This window comes from Bradyrhizobium sp. Leo114 (assembly GCF_055229415.2).
Genome location: NZ_JBUYEN020000035.1, coordinates 1 through 16266 on the forward strand (window position 1 = coordinate 1; position 16266 = coordinate 16266).

Here is a 16266-nt window from a genome sequence, read left to right on the forward strand (position 1 = left end):
GGAGATACGGTCCCATTGCGTGTCGTTTAGAACGAGCCGATCCAGAACCCCCAAGGCTTCCTCCTAAAAGAAAGCCTTGAATCACGTTCCGTCTGATTTGAGAATCCCAAGAGTCCACACAGCCTAGAGCGTGATGATTTTTCTTCGAATCATCATCTCGCTCTATCTTTTTGTTTGAGCATGATCTCCGCGCAAACGCTTCGCGTTTGTCGCGAGGGAAAACCGGTACCCACTTTTCCGGATCATGCTCTAAAGCCGGGCAGATCGGTTACGGTGAAGGATTGAGCGCGAGCAGCGGCGGGTCTGCACTCGCCGCAGTTGTCCGCTTCAACGTTCCCCCGTGAAGGAGCTTGCCATCCGGCGCCGCAACCTCGATCAGTTCTGCCGCAAGGAAAGCGTGTTGATCGGGTTTGAATTGGAAACTGTGGTTGCCGCTTCCAAGATCGGCGTTTTCGAGATCCTGTCGATAGCGGTCGGCCAGAACGCTACCGACCAGCCTGCCGTCAAAATAGAGTTCCACGCGAAGCGGGATTTCGGGATAGTCGACGCACTGAGCCCAGCCAGCAATGGTGTGAGGCTTTATATGATCGACGTAACCTCGCAGCGTGCCACCCTTCAAGATATCCTGGACGCCGTCTTCGATCGCGGCGAGATCCTGCCGGCACAGATCACGTGATAGCGCGAGGCTGAACTGATCCGTGTCAAGCGCCCGAGAGAGCAGTTCCTTTCGGTGAGCCTTCATCTCCAACAGCGCCGTCACATTCTTCAGTCTGACATAGGCGCCAACGACCTGCTGGATTCCCTGGTTCATCGCCTTGCGAAATCCCTTAAAAATCGTTGGGGAAATATGCCTTGGCTGCCAGGCTGGGTAAAGGTTGTCCTGACAGCCACAGCGCATTCGCAGGGCAGCGATGTGACCGTGGTGGCGATGGAACCCATTGATCTCGGATACCTGCGTTAAGGGAGGTTTGTCGTGACGCCGCAATATCTCTCCAAAGTCTATCGAGACTACATCACCTGCTTGAACGCGCAGGACTGGACGAATTTGGGACGGTTCGTCAACGATGACGTACGCCACAATGGCCGGCAGATTGGATTGTCAGGCTATCGCCAGATGCTCGAAAATGACTTTCAGCAGATCCCGGACCTCTCGTTCAATATCCAGCTCTTGATCGCGGAGCCGCCTTACGTGTCGAGCCGCCTGCTCTTCGACTGCACGCCGAAAGGAGAATTTCTCGGGCTCAAGATCGACGGGAAACGAGTTTCGTTCGCCGAGAACGTTATTTACGAATTTCGGGAAGGTAAGATCGTCGAGGTTTGGTCGGTCATAGACAAGCCGGCCATCGAAGCCCAGTTGCGACGCTCGCAATGACGCCCATCACTACCGTCGCTTGTGATGTGCTCCGCCGCAACCGCTTGCTCGCGCCGCAACGCCTCCCTGTGGTTATGGGTACCTGCTTTCGCAGGACGACGGGAGAGGTTGGGCGTCCGCCAGCGCTTCGCGTAACTGTCGCTTGATCACCTTGCCGTTGGCATTGCGCGGCAACGGGTCGCGCGTGATCGCCATTGTTTCCGGCACCTTGTAGTCGGACAACCGCTCGGCGCACCAGGCGCGCAAAACTTCTGCGCCAACCTCGTCGCGGGTCACCACCACCGCATGGACGCGCTCGCCCAGCACCGGACAGGGCTTGGCGATGATCGCGCTCTCCACGACTGCGGGATGGCCTGCCAGCACCGACTCGACTTCGGCGGAATAGATCTTCAGGCCGCCGCGGTTGATCATGTCCTTGGCGCGATCGAGCACGCGGACAAAATCGCGCTCGTCGATTGAGCCGAGATCGCCGGAGTGCCAGAAGCCGGCGGTGAAGCTCTCAGTGGTCGCCTGCGGATTGTTCCAGTAGCCTTTGATGACCGAGCCGCTGCGGATCCAGATCTCGCCGATCTCGCCGCGCGGCAGCTCGCGGTGATTGCCGTCCATCACGATGATCTCCGCGCCGGGGCACGGCAGGCCGACGCTGTCGATATGCGCAGCCGTCAATTCGCCCGGCATCAGGGTCGAGGGCGATGTGGTCTCGGTGGCGCCGTAGCAGTTCGCGAGCTTCAGTCCGGGCAATTTCGCGTCCAATCGCTCGATCGTCGCAACCGGCATCGGGGCGCCGCCGAAGCCGCCGATGCGCCAGCTCGAGAGATCGTAACTGTCGAAATAGGGCTGCAGCAGGCAGAGATTGTACATCGCCGGCACCATCACGGTGTAGGTGACGCGCTCGCGGGAGGCGACCTTCAGATATTCCGCCGCCTTGAACTCGGGCATGATGATCAGCGCGCCGCCGCAGCAAGCCATGGTCGTGATATTGGCGACCGCGCCGGTGACATGCGCCAGCGGCACGGCCGCGATCGAACGATCCGCCGCTGTGAGTTTCAGGGTGGACACGAACACCATCGAGGAATGGATGACGTTGCAATGCGCGAGCATCGCGCCTTTCGGCCGTCCCGTGGTGCCTGATGTGTAGAGGATCATCGCGATATCCTCTTCGCCGACCATTGCGGGCGCTTCGGATGGCGCATTGTCCAGCAGCGCCGCGAATTGCGAGGTGCTGTCATCGCTGACCGAAATCCGATGCTCCAGCGCGGGGACATCGGCCGCGTCCGGCACACGCGCGGCAAGCGTCGCCTCGTGGATCAGGAGCCTGGCGCCGCAGTCGCCCAGGACATAGGCGATCTCCGGCTTCTGCTGCCGGGTCGAGAGCAGCACGGTCACCAGGCCCGCATGCGCGGCGGCGAACATCGTCAGCACGAATTCGATGCGATTGCCGAGCAGCACCGCGACACGATCGCCGGCGCGCAGGCCGAGCTTCTGCAATCCGGCGGCGACCTGCGCCGATTGCTGCACGACCTCGCGCCAGCTCATCCGCCTGTCGCCGCAGATCAGCGCCTCGCCGTCAGGGTTTCTTGCGGCGGCGTCCGATATCATTGCCCAGATGCTGTTCGGCCGCGCGCAAAACACCGGCACGACGCGGTCGCCGAAACGCGCTTCAAGCCGCATGTCCGGAATCGAATGGCCTGACCAGTCCATCTGGCTAGCTCTTTTTCATGTCGTAGACATGCTCGGGCCCGGGGAATTTGCGCGTGCGGACGTCGGCGGCATAGCCTTCGATGGCCGCTTCGATCGAGGGCCCGAGATTGCCGTAGCGGCGGACGAATTTCGGGGTGCGCGGCGACAGTCCGAGCATGTCCTCGAGCACCAGCACCTGGCCGTCGCAGGCGGCGCTTGCGCCGATGCCGATGGTGGGAATGGCGATCTCTTGCGTGATCTTGCGCGCGAGCGGCTCGGCCACGGCCTCGATCACGACCGAGAAGGCGCCGGCTTCCGCGATCGCCTTGGCGTCGTTCTCGATCGGCGCCCAGCCCCTCTCGTCGCGCCCCTGCGCGCGGAACGAGCCGAGCGTGTTGATCGATTGCGGCGTCAGCCCGATATGGCCCATCACGGGAATGCCGCGCTCGGCCAGGAACGCCACGGTCTCGGCCATGCGAGCGCCGCCTTCGAGCTTCACCGCGCCGCACTCGGTCTCCTTCAAGATCCGCACCGCGGAATGAAACGCCTGCTCCTTTGACGCCTCATAGGAGCCGAACGGCATGTCCACTACGACAAGCGCGCGCTCGGAGCCGCGCATCACAGCGCGCCCCTGCAGGATCATCATCTCCAGCGTGACGGGCACAGTAGTCTCGAGCCCATGCATGACGTTGCCGAGAGAATCGCCGACCAGGATGACGTCGCAGTAGCGGTCGACCAGCGCCGCGGTATGCGCGTGATACGACGTCAGCATCACAATCGGCTCGCCGTTCTTGCGGGCACGGATATCGGGTGCGGTCTTGCGCTTGATGGCTGATTGTACGGACATTGTTAAGCTCCAACGACGGGAACGCCAATCACGACCGGATGGAACGCGAAGGCCAGTGCGACATAGGCAATGACGCCGACTGCGACCGCGATCGCATCATTGCCGGCACCGCCGACCGGAATCGGCGGGCCGCCGGCGTCAGTGCGATGTTTCAGCGAGATGCGGTCAAATACTGCCCAGGCCAGGAACGAGCCGAACAGGATGATCGAGCCGAGATCGCCATTGGCGAGCAGATGCGCCGCCGCCCATAATTTGATGCCGGCGAGCATCGGATGTTTCAGCGTCGTGTAGATGCGGCCGCGGATGTAGGAGGCCACCACCAGGATCACGGCGGGCAGCATCAGCGCGATGGTGATGTGCTTCAGGAATGTCGGCGGATACCAGACGTCAATCCAACCCGTCGCGCGATAACGGGCAAATCCCCAGATGATCAGCGCGAGCCCGACCGCAGAGACCACCGAATAGGCGATCTTGTAGCCGCCCTCGCCCATTGCATCGATGCAGCGCGCGCGCAAGCCGCGCTGGGTCGTGAGCGTGTGGACGGCGAAGAACAGGATCAGTCCCAGGATCATCACCAGCAGTCCCACGATGTCCCTCCCTCGGCGTGGTGCGGTTATTGAGCCTCGCGTATCATTTTAGCCGCATGGAGTGCAATGCGCCAAAATGGGCGAGCCCTTGGCATCGACCCTCCGCGCGTCATAGGCGGGCTTGACCCGCGTATCCATCTTCCGCGCAGCGGACAATAATGATTCTCTTGAGGGATGGATTGCCGGGTCAAGCCCGGCAATGACGACGGTCAGGGGCTTACGGCTTCTCCGCCTGCTTGCCCAATTCGCGGTTGTCGACATAGCGGATCGCGATCGGGCGGCCGGCGAGCGCGCCGCCGAGGCCGCTAGTGAATTTGAGCGGCAGGCAGCCTTTCAGCGAGGCGTCGATCGCGTTCAGGTAGGTGGTGCGGGTATCCGCGGGAACGCCTGAGGTGGCGAACGTCATGCGCGGCGCTCCGATCATCTCGCCGGATCGCTTGAAGCTGAAACGGACCGACATCTGCATGCCCTCACGCCCGTCGTCGGCCGGCGGCGGCGTCCAACAGGAGCGCAGCGCCTGGAAGAGATCGCCGATGGTATCGAGATCGTGATCAGGCTTCTTGTATTTGGCCGCCTGATCCTGCGGCGGCACCGTCATGATCGTGAGCTGCAGGTTCTCGCCATAGGGGTAGTTCATCTCGGGGATGCACGGCCAAGTGCTAAACACGCCGCAATAGGACGGCGTGCAGGGTCCTTCCTCGAGCACGCTGCAGGGCGTATGCGCGAACGGCACGGGGTTGATCTGGTGCCGAAGCCGCTCGGCGGCATGGCCCGCGGAAATTCCGAAGACGACGAGGGCGATGCAGATCACGACGCGTCGCAGCATGAGAGAAGCCCTTTGGATGCCGCCTCGATGAAAATGAGGGGCGCGAGGGACGTCATCAAGCTCGCACGCGTTCACTTCCTTGCGTGCGCGGCATGGAGGTTCCGCCCGTACCGCTGTCATCGCCCGACTTGATCGGGCGATCCAGTATTCCAGAGACGATCGTGCTTCACGGAGAGGCCACGGCGTACTGGGTCCCCCGCCTTCGCGGGGGACGACGGCCGGTGCGACGCCGCCCCTACCCCTTCCGCTTGACGTCCTTGACGTTGGAGAAGGTGATACCCTCGGCGCGCTCCTGGGTGTAGCCGAGATAGAATTCGTTCCTGGCCATGAACACGGGATCGCCGTCGACATCGTCGGCGATGGCGGAATTGTTGGCGGCGACGAAGGTGTCCAGCTTCTTGCGGTCGTCGGAGGAGATCCAGCGCGCGAGCTGGAATTCGGACACTTCGAATTCCACGGGCAGCGAGTATTCGGCATCCAGCCGTGCCTTCAGCACGTCGAGCTGCAGCGGACCGACCACGCCGACCAGGGCCGGAGCGCCGTCGCGCGGGCGGAACACCTGCACGACGCCCTCCTCGGACATCTGCTGCAAGGCTTCCTTCAATTTCTTCGCCTTCATCGCGTCCGTCAGCCGCACGCGGCGGACGATTTCCGGCGCGAAGCTCGGCACGCCGACGAAGGTCAATTCCTCGCCTTCGGTGAGCGTATCGCCGATCCGCAGCGTGCCGTGATTGGGAATGCCGACGACGTCGCCGGCGAAAGCTTCGTCCGCCACCGAACGGTCCTGGGCGAAGAAGAATTGCGGGCTCGACAGGCTCATGTTCTTGCCGGTGCGCACCAGCTTGGCCTTCATGCCGCGGCTGAGCTTGCCCGAACAGAGCCGCGCGAACGCGATGCGGTCGCGGTGGTTCGGATCCATGTTGGCCTGGATCTTGAACACGAAGGCGCTCATGCGCGGCTCCGATGCCTCGACCTTGCGCAGGTCGGAATCCTGCGCGCGCGGCGCCGGCGCGAACTGACCGAGACCTTCCAGGAGGTCGCCGACGCCGAAATTGCGCAGCGCGCTGCCGAAATAGACCGGCGTCAGATGGCCCTCGCGGAACGCGTCGAGCTCGAACGGCTTGCAGGCTTCCGACACCAGCGCGAGCTCGTCCTTGATCTCGGCGACGTCGAGGTTGGGATTGCGGCTGGCGAGATCGGCGATGTCGATCTGCTCGGCCTGCCCGGTCTTGGCGCCGCCGCCCTCGAGCAGGCGCACGCCGCCGTTCCTGACGTCATAGGTGCCCATGAAATCGCGGCCGCGACCGACCGGCCAGGTCATCGGCGTGGTGTCAAGCGCCAGCGTCTTTTCGATCTCGTCCAGGAGGTCGAAAGTGTCGCGGCTCTCGCGGTCCATCTTGTTGATGAAGGTGATGATCGGGATGTCGCGCAGGCGGCACACTTCGAACAGTTTTCGCGTGCGGGCTTCGATACCCTTGGCGGCGTCGATCACCATCACCGCCGAGTCGACTGCGGTCAGCGTCCGATAGGTGTCTTCCGAAAAGTCCTCATGGCCCGGCGTGTCCAGGAGGTTGAACACGTGGTCCTGGAACTCGAAGGTCATCACCGAGGTGACCACCGAGATGCCGCGCTCGCGCTCGATCTTCATCCAGTCGGAACGCGTGTTCCGCCGTTCGCCCTTGGCCTTGACCTGGCCGGCGAGATTGATGGCGCCGCCGAACAAGAGGAGCTTTTCGGTCAGCGTGGTCTTGCCGGCGTCCGGGTGCGAGATGATCGCAAACGTGCGCCGCCGCGCCACTTCATCGGCAAGCGGGGAACGAGACGGCGATTCGGCTGTCAGGGCAAGGTCGGACATGGCGGGAGCGTTTGGCAGGGAAACCAGTGTCAATCAAGCCTATATGGTGATTGCGGAGCGCCAAAGCCAGCCCCATATTCGCGCACAGGAAGGACGACCTTCCTGTTCGCGATAATAGCCGCGGGGACGACCCTGCCTTATCAAGGAGGGTCGTCATGGCCTGGACTATCTTGCTCATCGCCGGTCTGATGGAGATCGGTTGGGCGATCGGGCTCAAATATACCGAAGGTTTCACAAGGCTCGTTCCATCGGCGCTGACGCTTTTGAGCATGGTCGGCAGCATCGTCCTGCTCGGGCTCGCGCTGAAGACACTGCCGATCGGAACCGCCTATGCGGTGTGGACCGGCATCGGCGCGGTCGGAACGGCGATGCTCGGCATCGTCCTGTTCGGCGAACCGGCCACCGCGCTTCGGCTGTCGAGCATCGGGCTGATCGTGGCCGGCATTGTCGGCCTCAAGCTTGTGACCTGATCAGCGCAGCGCCAACACCACCCAATAGGTAACGGCCGCAACCGCCGCCGCGGCCGGGATAGTGATGACCCAGGCATAGACGATCGAGCTTGCGACATTCCAGCGCACCGCCGACATCCGGCGCGCCGCACCGACGCCGACGATGGCGCCGGTGATGGTGTGGGTGGTGGAAACGGGAACCCCGAGGAAGGTCGCCATGAACAGGGTCGCCGCCCCGCCGGTCTCCGCGCAGAAACCCTGCATCGGCGTCAGCTTCGTGATGCGGAGGCCCATGGTGCGGACGATGCGCCAGCCGCCCATCAGGGTGCCCATCGCCATCGCCGCCTGACAGGCCAGCACCACCCAAAATGGAATGTGAAACTCCTCGCCGAGACGCCCCTGCGAATACAGCAGCACGCCGATGATGCCCATGGTCTTCTGCGCGTCGTTGCCGCCATGGCCGAGCGAATAGAGCGAGGCGGAGACGAATTGCAGGGTGCGGAAGGCGCGGTCGACGGCGAACGGCGTCGACCGCACCGAGAGCCAGGACACGATCGCAACCAGCACCAAGGCCAGCAGGAAACCGATCAGCGGCGACAGCACGATTGCGAGCAGCGTCTTGGAGAGCCCGCTCCACACCGCCGCCGAGATCCCCGCCTTCGCCATGCCGCCACCAATCAGGCCGCCGATCAGGGCATGCGAACTCGACGAGGGAATGCCGAGCGCCCAGGTGATCACGTTCCAGACGATGGCGCCGACCAGCGCGGCGAAGATCACGGTCACATCGACGACCTCGGGCTCGATGATCCCGGTGCCGATGGTATTGGCGACATGCAGGCCGAACACCATGAAGGCGATGAAGTTGAAGAACGCCGCCCAGAACACCGCGTACTGCGGCCGCAGCACGCGCGTCGAGACGATGGTCGCGATCGAATTCGCGGCATCGTGCAGGCCGTTCAGGAAATCGAACAGCAGGGCGACCGCGATCAGGATCACCAGGATCGGAAGACCAAGCGTGGCGTCCACGTAAACCGCCCTACTTTATTTTCTTGAGCATGATCTGCGCGCAAACGCTGCGCGTTTGTAGCGGGGAAAACCGGTGCCCACTTTTCGGGATCATGCTCAGACCTGTTCGATCACGATCGAGTTGATCTCGTTGGCGACGTCGTCGAAGCGGTCGGCGACTTTTTCGAGGTGATCGTAGATCTCGGCACCGACGATGAAATCCATCGTGTTGGCGTCGCGATGCTTGAGATAGAGCTCCTTCAGCCCGATGTCGTGGAGATCGTCAACCCGGCCCTCGAGCTTGGTCAGTTCCTCGGTGATCTGCGTCAGCATCGCGACGTTGCTGCCGATCGACTGCAACAGCGGCAGCGCGCGCCCGACCAGGTCGGCGCATTCGACGATCAGAGTGCCCATTTCGCGCATCGGCGGCTCGAACGCGCGCACCTCAAACAGCACCACCGCCTTGGCGGTCTGCTGCATCTGGTCGACGGCATCGTCCATGGCCGTGATCAGGTTCTTGATGTCGCCGCGGTCGAACGGGGTGATGAAGGTGCGGCGGACGGCAGTCAGAACCTCGCGGGTGATGTTGTCGGCGTCGTTCTCGAACTGGTTGACGCGCTGGCAGTGGACCGGCGTCTCGTCCCCACCCTTCAGCATGTCCTGCAGCGCCATCGCGCACTGGACCGCGGTCTTGGCATGCCGGGCGAACAGGTCGAAAAACCGCTCCTCCTTGGGCAAAAAGCTTCGAAACCAGCGCAGCATAGGCTCAAAATCCATCTTTCCGGAGGACGCTCCGGGATCACCTGTCACAAAACTGTCATAGAACATTTTGTACAGGGACGGCCAGCGCTCCGCGGGCGGAACCGGGTCATCCACCGCTTTGTAGCTCGTGGCTCCGATGCCTCCGACGGCCCAACGCAACAGTGTGGCGTTGGGCTCCAATCGAGCGGGCCGGCCGATGGTGCTACAGCGACCGCCTCAGCAAACGCGCGACCTCGCCGATGATGCCGCGGCGGAAGGTCAGCACGCAGGCGACGAAGATGACGCCCTGGATCACGGTCACCCACTGGCCGTAACCGGCCAGATATTGCTGCATGGCGATGATGATGAAGGCGCCGACCACGGGACCGAAGATGGTGCCGAGGCCGCCAACCAGCGTCATCAGCACGATCTCGCCGGACATCGACCAGTGCACGTCGGTCAGCGAGGCGTTCTGGGCCACGAACACCTTGAGCGAGCCGGCAAAGCCCGCCAGCGTGCCCGATAGAATGAAGGCGAGCAGCTTGTACTGGTCGGTCTTGTAGCCGAGCGAAATCGCCCGCGGCTCGTTCTCGCGGATCGACTTCAGCACCTCGCCGAAGGGCGAGTTGATGGTCCGGTAGATCAGGAGGAAGCCGCCGAGGAAGCCGGCGAGCACGACGTAATAGAGCACTGTCGGCTTGGCGAGGTTGAAGACGCCGAACAGGAAGCCCTGCGGAATGCCCTGGATGCCGTCTTCGCCATGGGTGAACGGCGCCTGCAGGTAGATGAAGTAGAGGAGCTGCGACAGCGCCAGCGTGATCATCGAGAAGTAGATGCCCTGCCGGCGGATCGAGATGTAGCCGGTGATGACGGCAAGCCCGCAGGCCGCGGCCGTGCCGATGATGATGCCGAGCTCCGGCGGCAGCGCCCACACCTTCAGCGCATGCGCCGAGACGTAGCCGGCGGTCCCCAGGAACATCGCGTGGCCGAACGACAGCAGGCCGCCATAGCCGACCAAGAGGTTGAAGGCGCAGGCGAGCAGCGCAAAGCACAGCGCCTGCATCACGAAGAACGGATAGATGCCGGTGAGCGGCACGATGGCCAGCAGCACCGCCATCACGGCGAAGGCAACCATCTCGTCACGCATCGCGCGGGGCGTGACCGGCAGGGTATCGTCGGTAAGTGCTGACATATCAGGCCGCCCGTCCAGTCAGTCCCGTCGGCTTCACAAGCAGGACCAGCACCATCAGAACGAACACGACGGTGTTGGAAGCCTCAGGGTAGAAATACTTGGTCAGTCCCTCGATCACGCCGAGCGCAAAACCGGTGATGATCGATCCCATGATCGATCCCATACCGCCGATCACCACCACCGCGAACACGACGATGATGAGGTCGGCGCCCATCAGCGGTCGGACCTGGTTGATCGGCGCCGACAGCACGCCCGCGAGCGCCGCAAGCCCGACGCCGAGGCCGTAGGTGAGCGTGATCATCCTCGGCACGTTGATGCCGAACGCGCGTACCAGCGTCGGATTTTCGGTCGCAGCGCGCAAGTATGCGCCGAGCTGCGTCTTCTCGATCAGGAACCAGGTGGCCAGGCATATCACCAGCGAGAAAACGACCACCCAGCCGCGATAGATCGGCAGGAACATGAAGCCGAGATTGATGCCGCCGCGGAGCGCGTCGGGAATCTGGTACGGCAGGCCGGAGGAGCCGAAATAGTTCTGGAAGATGCCCTGGATGATCAGCGCGATGCCGAAGGTCAGCAGCAGGCCATAGACGTGGTCGAGCCCGGACAGCCATTGCAGCATGGTCCGCTCCAGGATCATGCCGAAGATGCCGACCACGATGGGCGCGATGAGCAGCGCCCACCAATAGTTGATGCCGGCGATGTTGAGCAGGAAATAGGCGCAGAAGGCGCCCATCATGTAGAGCGCGCCATGGGCGAAATTGATGATGTTGAGCATGCCGAAGATCACGGCAAGCCCCAGGCTGAGCAGCGCGTAAAACGAGCCGTTGATCAGTCCCACAAGTAGCTGTGCGTAGAGAGCCTGCATCGCGTTGGCCTTCGCCCCCCTCCCCCCAAATGGAGCCCGCCGGCTTCACCGCCGGCGGGCGATGATAGTTACTTCTTGAGCAGCGCGCACTTGCTTTCGGAAAGCGGCGTGAACGCCTGGTCGGCCGGAACGGTGGCGACCAGCTTGTAGAAATCCCAGGGCCCCTTGGATTCCGAAGGCTTCTTCACCTCGAACAGGTACGCCGGATGGATGGCGCGGCCGTTCGGCTGGATTTCGCCCTTGCCAAACAGATCGTCCTCGGTCGGGATCGACTTCATCTTCTCCACGACCTTGACGCCGTCGTGCGGATTGCCGCCAAGCGCTTCCAGCGCCTTGAAATAGTGACGCAGGCCCGCATAGACGCCGGCCTGGACCATGGACGGCATGGCGTGGTTCTTCGAACGCTCGCCGAAACGCTTGGCGAACGTCCGGGTCTGGTCGTTCATGTCCCAATAGAAGGTCTCGGTGAAGTTCAGGCCTTGCGCGACATCGAGCCCGAGCGCCTTGACGTCGGTGAGGAACAACAGCAGCGCCGCCAGCTTCTGGCCGCCGGAGACGATGCCGAATTCAGCCGCCTGCTTGATCGAGTTGGTGGTGTCGCCGCCCGCATTGGCAAGGCCGATGATCTTGGCCTTGGACGATTGCGCCTGCAGCAGGAAGGACGAGAAGTCCGAGGTGTTGAGCGGATGCTTGACGCTGCCGAGCACCTTGCCGCCATTGGCGGTGATGACGGCCGTCGTGTCGCGCTCCAGCGCGGCGCCGAAGGCGTAGTCGGCGGTGAGGAAGAACCAGGTGTCACCGCCGGATTTCACCAGCGCCTGTCCGGTGGAATGCGCCAGCATGTAAGTGTCGTAGGTCCAATGCACCGTGTTCGGCGTGCACTGCGCGTTGGTCAGGTCCGAGGTCGCCGCGCCGGAGTTGATGTAGACGCCGTTCTTCTCCTTGACGACGTTGTTGACAGCAAGCGCCACGCCGGAATTCGGCACGTCGACGATGATGTCGACCTTGTCGACGTCGAACCACTGCCGCGCAATGGTGGAGCCGATGTCGGGCTTGTTCTGGTGATCCCCGGAAATGACGTCGATCTTCCAGCCCTTGGCGAGCAGCCCGGAGTCCTCAACCGCCATCTGCGCCGCAAGCGTCGAGCCGGGCCCGCCGAGATCTGAATAGAGCCCGGACTGGTCGGAGAGCGCACCGATCTTGACGGTCTTGTCCTGCGCAAGCGCGAGGCCAGCCGTAGCGAACGCCAGGGCGGTGCCAAGCAGCAGCGCCGAAATCCTGTTCTTCATATGATTGTGGTCCTTCTTGCTTTTCTTGAGGTCGGCAATTCAGACGCCGAGATAAGTGTGGAGCTTGTCCATGTTGGCGGAGAGCTCCGAATTGGCAAAACCGTCGATCACCTTGCCGTGCTCGACAATGTAATACCGGTCAGCGACCGTCGACGCGAAACGGAAATTCTGCTCGACCAGCAGAATGGTAAAGCCCTCCGATTTGAGCCGCGCGATAGTATGGCCGATCTGCTGGATGATGACCGGCGCGAGCCCCTCGGTCGGTTCGTCCAGCATCAGGAAACGCGCGCCGGTGCGCAGGATGCGCGCAATCGCGAGCATCTGCTGCTCGCCGCCGGACAGCTTGGTGCCCTGGCTGGTGAGACGCTCCTTCAAATTCGGAAATAGGTCGAAGATCTGGTCAAGCGAGAGGCCCCCGGGGCGCACGGTCGGCGGCAGCAGCAGGTTTTCGCGAACGTCCAGGCTCGAGAAAATGCCGCGCTCCTCCGGACAGAAAGCGATGCCCATCCGCGCGATCCTGTCGGAGGGCGCGCGGATGATCTCCTGATTCTCGAAGCGGATCGAACCGGAGCGCTTGCCGATGATCCCCATCACCGACTTCAGCGTGGTGGTCTTGCCGGCGCCGTTGCGCCCGAGCAGCGTGACCACCTCACCGGCATTCACTTGAAAATTGATGCCGTGCAGGATGTGGGACTCGCCATACCAGGCCTGGAGGTCCTTCACAGCCAACACCGGCGCGGCCGCAGGCTTTGCGGCCGGAGCTTCAGCCATTTTCAGCTCAGGCATGACCGGCTCCCAGATAGGCTTCCTTCACGCGCTCGTCCTTGGAGAGGTCGGCATAATGGCCCTCCGCGAGCACCTGCCCTCGCGTCAACACGGTGATGATGTCGGAAAGATTCGCCACCACCGAGAGGTTATGTTCGACCATCAGGATGGTGTATTTCGCGGAGATGCGCTTGATCAAGGCGGCAATCTTGTCGATGTCCTCATGGCCCATGCCGGCCATCGGCTCGTCCAGCAACATCATCTCCGGGTCGAGCGCGATCGTCGTTGCAATCTCCAGGGCGCGCTTGCGGCCATAGGGCATCTCGACGGCGGGAATGTTGGCGAACTCGCTCAGGCCGACATCGTCGAGCAGCTCCAGCGCGCGGGCGTTGTAGCGGTCGAGCACGCTTTTCGAGCGCCAGAAATCGAAGGAATTGCCGTGTTGGCGCTGCAAAGCGACGCGAACATTCTCCAGCGCAGTCAGATGCGGGAAAACCGCCGAGATCTGAAACGAGCGCACCAATCCGAGACGCGCGACATCGGCCGGCGGCATCGCGGTGATGTCCTGCCCCTTATATGCAATCCGGCCGGCAGACGGCTTTAGGAATTTTGTCAGCAGGTTGAAGCATGTCGTCTTGCCGGCCCCGTTGGGCCCGATCAACGCATGGATGCTGCCGCGACGCACTTTCAATGCGACGTCGCGTACGGCAAAGAAACCCGCGAATTCCTTGGTCAATCCGTGGGTCTCGAGAATGAACTCGTCGGCCAAACAATTTCCCCCGTCGGCCTCGCTGCGATTGCGAGCGCGGCCAATCTTTTCCTGATCCGGTTGGTTTTCCGCGACCCCGGAAAACCATCCCGGACCGCCGCCTCCGGCGGCGGAATATGCCGATGCGACAAGGGTTAGGCAAGGTGGAAAGCAGAGCACTGTGGACGCACCCGTACCGGTTCCGCCTGCTCCAATAGTCCAATTGCGGCCACGCCCGATTTATCGCTTCGGAAAGTCGCCATTAACGGTGTTTTACTGCGCAGCCAAGCCTTCATAGAATATTTCCCGATCAAGCCGATGCTCCGGCCATCTGGTCCTGGGACGGATTTTCGACCTTGGAATTCGAGAGCGCCAATTCATCGATCATTAAATCGATCCGGCAGCGCGATCTGCTGAACACCTGGCTCAGGCTTTATGCCCGTGACCAATCGACGCCCCGCGTCGATGAATATGAGCCGGAACGATTAGAGGATGAGAGGCTCGACCTCGTCCACTACGCGGTCGAAGCCGAACCGCAGCCGCCGCGATTGACGATCCAGAGCGAGGGCACGCGGATGGCGCATGCCTACGGGCACACCGGAAAGGGCCGCGCTCTCGACGACTATCTGGGCCCGCGCCTCGCACCGATCATTATGCCAGTCTACCACGAATGCATCGCGCGCGGCCTGCCGGTCTACACGATCGCACATGTCGACGACATCTACGGACGGCCGGTCGCCTATGAGCGGCTGCTCCTGCCATTTGGCGAAGACGGCCGGATCAGCCGCATCATCGCCTCGCTCAAGACGATCTGCGAAGACGGCCATTTCGAGATCAAGAACCTGATGCGCGGCGGCGACAAGCTGCCGGCGCCAAAGCTGTGCGCGGTCATCGATCGCGATCTCTTCCACCGCACCCCCGGCCGCCTCGCAGCCGCCGACGTGCTCGAATTCGATTAGGGCGGCACGCATAAACGCCGGCGTCTGCTTTGAGACGCAAACCGGAAACCGTTCGCTCTGAACCTTGCCGCTTTGACGCGAAACGGAAGTCACACCGTCGCCTATCGAATCGCTTGTTCAACCAGCCAACGCGCACCTTTCGCTACCGCTGAGATCGAGTCCGTCGGGGGCGCGCCTACTTCGGCGGAGACTTCAGAAGCGCGCGGATCTTGTCCGCGTCCGCGGGCGTTGCAGGATTGTAGATCACCATATTGAGGTCGGGCCGGCCATCGACGGCGAAAGCAGAAAACTCCATCGAGAGTGGTCCCGCGGTGGGATGATGCAGGACTTTCACGCCATCGCCATGCCCTTGCACGTCGTTGTCACGCCACATTGCCGCGAATTCGGGGCTTGTCGCGCAGAGTTCATCGACCAGCGATTGCACATTGCGCGCCGCACCGGCGCGCGCCACGTCCGCGCGGAAGGACGCCACCACATAGCGCGCAACACTTTGCCAGTTGGACTGCGCTGCGCGCACGCGGCTATCGCGGAACATCATGCGCAGAACATTGCGCTGCCCATCCGGCAGTTTGCTGTAGTCGGTGAGCACCGTCGCGGCGGCCCTGTTCCAAGCGATCAAATCCCATGTCGCCGTGCGAATAAAAGCGGGACTGTACTCCAGCGTATCGAGCACGCGTTGCAGACGGGGTGAGATACCTTCGGGCGCGTGATAGCGGACTTCGGGTGGCCGGCCCAGGCCGAGCAGAAACAGATGTTCGCGCTCGACGTCGGTCAGCATCATGGCGCGAGCAATGCGATCCAGCACATCGGCGGAAGGCGCGCCGCCGCGCCCCTGCTCCAGCCAAGTGTACCATGTGGCGCTTACATTCGCGCGCTGCGCCACTTCTTCGCGCCGAAGTCCCGGCGTTCGCCGCCGCCTTAGCGGAAAGCCGAATGCCGCAGGATCGAGCTTAGCGCGACGATCCTTGAGATAAGCCCCGAGCGAGTTCGCGTCCGTCATCCTGTTAGCGATTATACCTGTATAATCTCACTACTTTACCCGAATGATCAGCTTAGCAATATCCCGGCATTCTGAACAGGGAGTGC

The 16266-nt window shown here is 62.4% G+C and carries 17 protein-coding genes; 3 read left to right on the top strand and 14 right to left on the bottom strand.

Annotation, left to right across the window (positions count from 1 at the left end):
- Positions 1-268: 268 nt before the first annotated feature.
- Entirely contained in the window at positions 269-985 is a 717-nt protein-coding gene (locus ACZIRK_RS32425) for a hypothetical protein (protein ID WP_474418834.1), read from the bottom strand.
- Here ACZIRK_RS32425 and ACZIRK_RS32430 point away from each other — a divergent pair.
- Entirely contained in the window at positions 974-1372 is a 399-nt protein-coding gene (locus ACZIRK_RS32430) for an ester cyclase (RefSeq protein ID WP_130226755.1), read from the top strand. The genes ACZIRK_RS32425 and ACZIRK_RS32430 overlap by 12 nt on opposite strands.
- A gap of 72 nt (positions 1373-1444) precedes the next feature.
- On the opposite strand, the gene ACZIRK_RS32435 is transcribed toward ACZIRK_RS32430, so the two are convergent.
- The 5 genes from ACZIRK_RS32435 to ACZIRK_RS32455 form a co-directional block, all read right to left on the bottom strand.
- Positions 1445-3073 (bottom strand): class I adenylate-forming enzyme family protein, encoded by a 1629-nt coding sequence (locus ACZIRK_RS32435; RefSeq protein WP_474418835.1) that lies wholly within the window; start codon positions 3071-3073, stop codon positions 1445-1447.
- Between the two features lie 4 nt (positions 3074-3077).
- Positions 3078-3899, bottom strand: a complete 822-nt coding sequence (gene panB / locus ACZIRK_RS32440; RefSeq protein ID WP_130226757.1) for a 3-methyl-2-oxobutanoate hydroxymethyltransferase — start codon at positions 3897-3899, stop codon at positions 3078-3080.
- 2 nt (positions 3900-3901) lie between these two features.
- Entirely contained in the window at positions 3902-4486 is a 585-nt protein-coding gene (locus ACZIRK_RS32445) for an NnrU family protein (protein ID WP_130226758.1), read from the bottom strand.
- Positions 4487-4703: 217 nt separating this feature from the next.
- Positions 4704-5312, bottom strand: coding sequence for a hypothetical protein (locus ACZIRK_RS32450; protein ID WP_464347993.1), 609 nt, complete (start codon positions 5310-5312; stop codon positions 4704-4706).
- Positions 5313-5547: 235 nt separating this feature from the next.
- Positions 5548-7167, bottom strand: a complete 1620-nt coding sequence (locus tag ACZIRK_RS32455; protein ID WP_028166038.1) for a peptide chain release factor 3 — start codon at positions 7165-7167, stop codon at positions 5548-5550.
- A gap of 155 nt (positions 7168-7322) precedes the next feature.
- Here ACZIRK_RS32455 and sugE point away from each other — a divergent pair, with 155 nt between their 5' ends.
- Positions 7323-7637 (top strand): quaternary ammonium compound efflux SMR transporter SugE, encoded by a 315-nt coding sequence (sugE, locus tag ACZIRK_RS32460; protein ID WP_028166037.1) that lies wholly within the window; start codon positions 7323-7325, stop codon positions 7635-7637.
- Here the strand turns inward: sugE and ACZIRK_RS32465 are convergent, their stop codons facing one another.
- From ACZIRK_RS32465 to ACZIRK_RS32495, 7 genes are all read right to left on the bottom strand, one after another.
- Positions 7638-8642: an inorganic phosphate transporter gene (locus ACZIRK_RS32465; RefSeq protein ID WP_130226760.1), complete on the bottom strand. Its 1005-nt coding sequence runs from the start codon at positions 8640-8642 to the stop codon at positions 7638-7640.
- 96 nt (positions 8643-8738) lie between these two features.
- Complete coding sequence (locus tag ACZIRK_RS32470) at positions 8739-9383, bottom strand: DUF47 domain-containing protein (RefSeq protein ID WP_028166035.1); 645 nt, start codon at positions 9381-9383, stop codon at positions 8739-8741.
- A gap of 202 nt (positions 9384-9585) precedes the next feature.
- Positions 9586-10554 carry a branched-chain amino acid ABC transporter permease gene (locus tag ACZIRK_RS32475; protein ID WP_028166034.1) on the bottom strand — a complete coding sequence of 323 codons (969 nt, stop codon included), beginning with the start codon at positions 10552-10554 and terminating at the stop codon, positions 9586-9588.
- A gap of 1 nt (position 10555) precedes the next feature.
- The gene (locus tag ACZIRK_RS32480; protein WP_028166033.1) at positions 10556-11419 is read right to left on the bottom strand and encodes a branched-chain amino acid ABC transporter permease; all 864 of its coding nucleotides are present in this window, start codon (positions 11417-11419) and stop codon (positions 10556-10558) included.
- 68 nt (positions 11420-11487) lie between these two features.
- The gene (locus ACZIRK_RS32485; protein ID WP_028166032.1) at positions 11488-12708 is read right to left on the bottom strand and encodes an ABC transporter substrate-binding protein; all 1221 of its coding nucleotides are present in this window, start codon (positions 12706-12708) and stop codon (positions 11488-11490) included.
- A 39-nt stretch (positions 12709-12747) separates the two neighbouring features.
- Positions 12748-13494, bottom strand: a complete 747-nt coding sequence (locus ACZIRK_RS32490) for an ABC transporter ATP-binding protein (RefSeq protein WP_130226761.1) — start codon at positions 13492-13494, stop codon at positions 12748-12750.
- The gene (locus ACZIRK_RS32495; RefSeq protein WP_028166030.1) at positions 13487-14242 is read right to left on the bottom strand and encodes an ABC transporter ATP-binding protein; all 756 of its coding nucleotides are present in this window, start codon (positions 14240-14242) and stop codon (positions 13487-13489) included. The genes ACZIRK_RS32490 and ACZIRK_RS32495 overlap by 8 nt, the downstream gene beginning before the upstream one ends.
- 335 nt (positions 14243-14577) lie before the next feature.
- On the opposite strand from ACZIRK_RS32495, the gene ACZIRK_RS32500 reads away from it, so the two are divergent.
- The gene (locus ACZIRK_RS32500; RefSeq protein ID WP_130226762.1) at positions 14578-15180 is read left to right on the top strand and encodes a PAS domain-containing protein; all 603 of its coding nucleotides are present in this window, start codon (positions 14578-14580) and stop codon (positions 15178-15180) included.
- 175 nt (positions 15181-15355) lie between these two features.
- Here the strand turns inward: ACZIRK_RS32500 and ACZIRK_RS32505 are convergent, their stop codons facing one another.
- Entirely contained in the window at positions 15356-16180 is an 825-nt protein-coding gene (locus ACZIRK_RS32505; RefSeq protein WP_130226763.1) for a helix-turn-helix transcriptional regulator, read from the bottom strand.
- Positions 16181-16266: the final 86 nt, after the last annotated feature.

Coding starts and splice junctions, on each gene's coding strand:
- panB (WP_130226757.1), bottom strand. CDS start 3,899: ATGTCCGTACAATCAGCCATCAAGCGCAAGACCGCACCCGATATCCGT.
- ACZIRK_RS32470 (WP_028166035.1), bottom strand. CDS start 9,383: ATGCTGCGCTGGTTTCGAAGCTTTTTGCCCAAGGAGGAGCGGTTTTTC.
- ACZIRK_RS32435 (WP_474418835.1), bottom strand. CDS start 3,073: ATGGACTGGTCAGGCCATTCGATTCCGGACATGCGGCTTGAAGCGCGT.
- ACZIRK_RS32505 (WP_130226763.1), bottom strand. CDS start 16,180: ATGACGGACGCGAACTCGCTCGGGGCTTATCTCAAGGATCGTCGCGCT.
- ACZIRK_RS32480 (WP_028166033.1), bottom strand. CDS start 11,419: ATGCAGGCTCTCTACGCACAGCTACTTGTGGGACTGATCAACGGCTCG.
- ACZIRK_RS32450 (WP_464347993.1), bottom strand. CDS start 5,312: ATGCTGCGACGCGTCGTGATCTGCATCGCCCTCGTCGTCTTCGGAATT.
- ACZIRK_RS32490 (WP_130226761.1), bottom strand. CDS start 13,494: ATGCCTGAGCTGAAAATGGCTGAAGCTCCGGCCGCAAAGCCTGCGGCC.
- ACZIRK_RS32455 (WP_028166038.1), bottom strand. CDS start 7,167: ATGTCCGACCTTGCCCTGACAGCCGAATCGCCGTCTCGTTCCCCGCTT.
- ACZIRK_RS32475 (WP_028166034.1), bottom strand. CDS start 10,554: ATGTCAGCACTTACCGACGATACCCTGCCGGTCACGCCCCGCGCGATG.
- sugE (WP_028166037.1), top strand. CDS start 7,323: ATGGCCTGGACTATCTTGCTCATCGCCGGTCTGATGGAGATCGGTTGG.
- ACZIRK_RS32485 (WP_028166032.1), bottom strand. CDS start 12,708: ATGAAGAACAGGATTTCGGCGCTGCTGCTTGGCACCGCCCTGGCGTTC.